4 protein-coding genes are annotated in these 4,644 nt (G+C 76.3%); all 4 read left to right on the top strand.

Features of this window, described 5'->3' with window-relative positions:
• Positions 1-1,781, top strand: a 1,781-nt coding sequence (locus tag GL263_RS21960; protein WP_228456737.1) for a lipid II flippase MurJ, incomplete at its 5' end; no start/stop codon positions are given.
• A complete protein-coding gene (locus tag GL263_RS21955) occupies positions 1,771-2,586 on the top strand; it encodes a polysaccharide deacetylase family protein (protein ID WP_182857469.1) in 816 nt (271 codons plus the stop codon). The genes GL263_RS21960 and GL263_RS21955, both read left to right, overlap by 11 nt.
• Positions 2,583-3,731 (top strand): glycosyltransferase, encoded by a 1,149-nt coding sequence (locus GL263_RS21950; protein WP_182857468.1) that lies wholly within the window; start codon positions 2,583-2,585, stop codon positions 3,729-3,731. The genes GL263_RS21955 and GL263_RS21950 overlap by 4 nt, the downstream gene beginning before the upstream one ends.
• Positions 3,732-3,739: 8 nt before the next feature.
• Positions 3,740-4,644: YveK family protein (locus tag GL263_RS21945; RefSeq protein WP_500294572.1), on the top strand; the 905-nt coding region annotated here is incomplete at its 3' end.

The raw sequence follows: 4,644 nt of genomic DNA, 5'->3' as shown, positions 1-4,644 counted from the left end.
ACCCCGGCCCGCGCCCCTCGGCCGAGCCGGCGGCGGCCACCGGCTCGGCCCCGTCCGAGCACGGCGCCGCATCGCCCGCCGAGCAGCCCGCCGAGGGCCGGACCGCCGCCGCCCCGGCGCTCGGCCGCTTCCTCGCCCGGGCCGCGGCGCTCACCGCCGCGCTCACCGCGCTCGGCGCGCTGCTCGGCCTGGTGCGCGACCAGACTATCGCCCGGCTTTTCGGCGCCGGCAGCGAGACCGACGCGTTCCTCATCGCCTGGACGGTGCCGGAGTTCGCGTCCACCCTGTTGGTCGAGGACGCCATGGCGCTGATCCTCGTCCCCGCGTTCAGCCTGGCGCTCTCCCGGCGCGCGGCCGCCGCGGACCGCACCGCCGGTCAGAAGGACGAGCAGGACCCGGTGCGCGACCTGCTCGCCGCGACCCTGCCCCGGCTCGCCGCCGTGCTGGCGGCCGTCGCCGTGCTCGCCCTGGTCTCCGCGCCGCTGCTGGTGCGGATGCTCGCCCCGGGGCTGCAGGACCCCGAACTCGCCGTGCAGTGCACGCGGTTGACCGCGCTGAGCCTGTTCACCTTCGGCATCACCGGCTACTTCAGCGCCGCCCTGCGCGCCCACCGCCGCTTCGCGCCCCCGGCCGCCGTGTACACCGCGTACAACGTCGGCATCATCGGCACCGTGCTCGCGCTGCACCCGGTTCTCGGGGTGCGGGCCGCCGCCGCCGGCGTGGCCGTCGGCAGCCTGCTGATGGTCCTCGTCCAACTCCCCTCCTTCCTCTCGGTGCTGCCGCCCCGCCTGGCGGCGCTCGGGCGTCGCGGCCCGGCAACCGGTCGCCCGCGCCCCGCACGGAGGAACCGGCGTCCCGCCGTCCGGACCGCGGGGCTCGTCGGCCTCGGACTGCTCGCGCCCGTCGTGCTGTTCGCCCTCAGCCGGCAGAGCCAGGTACTCGTCGAACGCTTCCTCGGCTCCACGCTGCCCGCCGGCGCCATCTCCCACCTCAACTACGCGCAGAAGGTCGCGCAGATGCCGATGGTGCTCTCCCTCATGGTGTGCACCGTGACCTTCCCGGTGGTCGCCCGGGCCATGGCCGACGGCCGCCGCGAGGACGCCAGACGGCGCGTCGAGGGCGACCTGGCCCTGGCCGCCGCCATCGTGCTGCTGGGCACCGCCCACGTCATCGCCCTCGCCCCCCAGCTCATCGAGATCCTGTTCCAGCGCGGCGCGTTCACCCCGGCCGACACCGAAGCGACCGCCTCGGTGATGCGGGTCTACGCGCTCGGCCTGCTCGGGCACACCCTCGTCGGCGCCCTCGCCCGGCCGTTCTTCTCCGCCGCCCGCCCCACCTGGTTCCCGGCCGCCGCCATGGCCCTCGGGCTGCTGGTCACCGTCGTCGCCGGCACGCTCGCCGCCCCCCACTGGGGCATCCACGGGATCGCCGCCGCCAACGCGCTCGGCATCACCGGCTGTGCCTGGCTGCTGCTGCGCGGCCTGTCGACCCGCGTCGTGCCGGTGGACGTCGCCGCCGCCGTCGGCGGCCTGACCCGGCTGGTGCTCGCCGCCGTGGCCGCCACCGCCGCCGGCGCGGCGACCGCCGCGCTCCTGCCCTCGCCCTGGCCGGCCGCCGCGGGCGGGGCCCTCGCCGTCACCGTGACCTTCGCCGGGGCGGCACTGCTGCTCCGCGCGCCCGAGGTGCCGCGGCTGCTGACCACGGCCGGCGGGGCCGTCACCTCGACCACCCGACGAGCCGTCAAACGAGCCCTCGAACGAAAGGTGCGCCATGTCCGCTGACCAGGCGTCCGCAGACCGTCACGCGGAGCCCGGCACCGGGCCCCGACCCACCCCGCCGCCGTGGCTGCTGATGTACCACTCGGTGTCGGACTGCCGCGACGACCCCTACCGCGTCACCGTCACCCCCGCCCGCCTCGACCGGCAACTCGGCTGGCTGCGCCGACGCGGCCTGACCGGCGTCGGCGTCGGCGCCCTGCTGCGGGCCCGCGCCGCCGGCTACGGGGACGGCCTCGTCGGCCTCACCTTCGACGACGGCTACGCCGACTTCCTGGAGGAAGCGCTGCCCGTCCTCCGCCGCCACGAGTGCACCGCCACCGTGTTCGTCCTGCCCGGCCTGCTCGGCAAGGACAACAGCTGGGACCCGCTCGGCCCGCGCAAACCGCTGCTCACCGCCGAGGGCATCCGGGCCGTCGCCCGCGCCGGTATGGAGATCGGCTCCCACGGCCTGCGCCACGAGAACCTCACCGAGGCCGCCACCGCCGACGATGAAGTGTTGCGCCGGGAGACCGCCTACAGCCGCCAACTGCTGCGCGACATCACCGGCCGCGCCCCGGAGGGCTACTGCTACCCCTACGGAGCCGTCGACGCCCGCGCGGTCGAGGCCGTACGCCGCGCCGGCTACAGCTACGCCTGCGCCATCGACGCCGGCGACCTCACAGGACCGCATGCCCTGCCCCGCGCCCACGTCGGCGAGAACGACACCGCGCCTCGGCTGCGCCTCAAGCAACTCCTCCACCCCCTGCGGCGACGCGGCCTCACCGAGGAACCCGTCCTGCCGGGCGCCACCTGGGAGGACGGACGGTGAAAGCCCTGCACGTCATCACCGGACTCGGCGTCGGCGGAGCCGAACGCCAACTGCGGCTGCTGCTGCGGCACCTCCCCATCGGCTGCGACGTCGTCACCCTCACCAACCCCGGCCCCGTCGCCGCCGGCATCCGGGCCGACGGCCGCCGCGTCCTGCACCTCGGCATGCGCGGCAACCGGGACATGTCCGCGCTGCCGCGCCTGACCGCGCTCATCCGCCGCGAGCGCTACGACCTCGTCCACACCCACCTCTACCGGGCCTGCCTGTACGGCCGCACCGCCGCCCGCCTGGCCGGCGTCCGGGCCGTCGTCGCGACCGAGCACTCACTCGGCGACGCGCACATCGAGGGCCGCCCCCTCAGCAACTCCGCCCGCGCCATGTACCTGGCCACCGAACGGCTCGGCGCCACCACCATCGCCGTCTCGGCGACCGTCGCCCGCCGCCTCCGCGAATGGGGCGTGCCCCGGCCCCGCATCGAGACCATCCCCAACGGCATCGAGGCGGCCCGCTTCCGGTTCGACCCGGCCGCCCGGCGCGCCACCCGACGGCGCCTGGCGATCCCCGCCGACGCCTTCACCGTCGGCGCGGTCGGCCGGCTGGTCCCGGGCAAACGCTTCGACGCGCTGGTCCGGGCGGTCGCCCAGGTGCCGCCCGCCCGCCTCCTGCTCGTCGGAGACGGCCCCGAACGCGGCACTCTGCGGCGGCTCGCGGAACGGATCGGCGCGGCCGACCGGGTCGTGTTCGCGGGGGAGTGCGACGAGGAACGCGCGCCGTCCGCCGACCGGCCCGATGTCGCGGCCATGCTCTCCGCGATGGACGTCTTCGTCTCGCCCTCGACCGAGGAGGCGTTCGGCCTGGCCGTGCTGGAAGCCCTGGCCGCCGGACTCCCCGTACTGCACGTGACCTGCCCGGCCGTCGACGAGCTGCCGGAGGACGAGGCGCCCGGCGCCCGCCGGGTGCCCCCCGAGCCGGCCGCGCTCGCCGCCGCGCTCCGCGAGCACCACCACACCTGGGCGCTCGGCCTGCCCACCCGGCTGCCCGTGCCCCGGGCCGTCGAACGCTACGACATCGGCCGCAGCGCCGACCGGCTGATGGACGTGTACCAACGCGCCACCGCCCTCGCCACCGCCGACCTCCCGAAGTGAGCCCACCCATGACCGAGACCGCCACCGAGACCGAAGCGACAACGGGCGCCTCACCCGCCAGCAAGGCCGACGCCAAGAGCAGGACCAGGACAGAGGCCACGACCAAGGCCGACAGCAAGGCCGGGTCCGACGCCGGCAGCAAGGCCGACACGAAGGCCGACAGCAAGGCCGACAGCAAGGCCGGGGCCGACGCCGGCAGCAAGGCCGACACGAAGGCCGGCAGCGAGGTCGACACGAAGGCCGACAGGAAGGCCGACAGCAAGGCCGACAGCAAGGCCGGGGCCGACGCCGGCAGCGAGGCCGACATGAAGGCCGACAGCAAGGTCGGCAGCAAGGCCGACAGCGAGGCCGGGGCCGACGCCGGCAGCGAGGCCGACACGAAGGCCGTGCCCGACGCTGACGCCGCGCCGTCGTGGAGGGCGTCTGGCCTCGTCCGCCGGCTGTCGCCCGTGCGCCCGCTGCGGGCCGCCGCGCGGCGGCTTCCCGCCGTGGCCCGCCGGTTGTCGCCACGCCGGCAGCTGCGCCGGCTGCCGTCCTGGTGGCCGCTCGGCCTCTGCCTGGTCGTCGGCGCCGGCTGCGGCGCCGGCTACGGGATGCTGGCCACCCCGCAGTACAGCGCGACCGGCTACCTGGTGGCCGTTCCGGCCAAGGACTCCGACCCGCAGGCCGCGCTCGGCTTCGCGCAGGCGTACGGCCGGGTCGCCACCAGCCCGGCCGTCCTGCGGCAGGCGCAGAACGTCGCGGGCGAGCCGGTCGCCCGACTCCGCGCCGGCGTGCGCTCCGCGACCTCTCCCGACGCGCCGATGATCGAGATCACCGGCACCGCACCCCGGCCGCAGCTGGCCGCCGTCCGCGCCAACGCCGTGGCCACCGCCCTCACCGACACCAGCGCGGACGCCGCCGAACAGCTGTC

The organism is Streptomyces durbertensis (assembly GCF_014156695.1).
In the GTDB taxonomy this organism is placed as follows: domain Bacteria; phylum Actinomycetota; class Actinomycetes; order Streptomycetales; family Streptomycetaceae; genus Streptomyces; species Streptomyces durbertensis.
The sequence above is the reverse complement of the archived record's forward strand: the minus strand, read 5'-3'. Positions and strand labels throughout refer to the sequence as shown.

Coding starts and splice junctions, on each gene's coding strand:
- GL263_RS21955 (WP_182857469.1), top strand. CDS start 1,771: ATGTCCGCTGACCAGGCGTCCGCAGACCGTCACGCGGAGCCCGGCACC.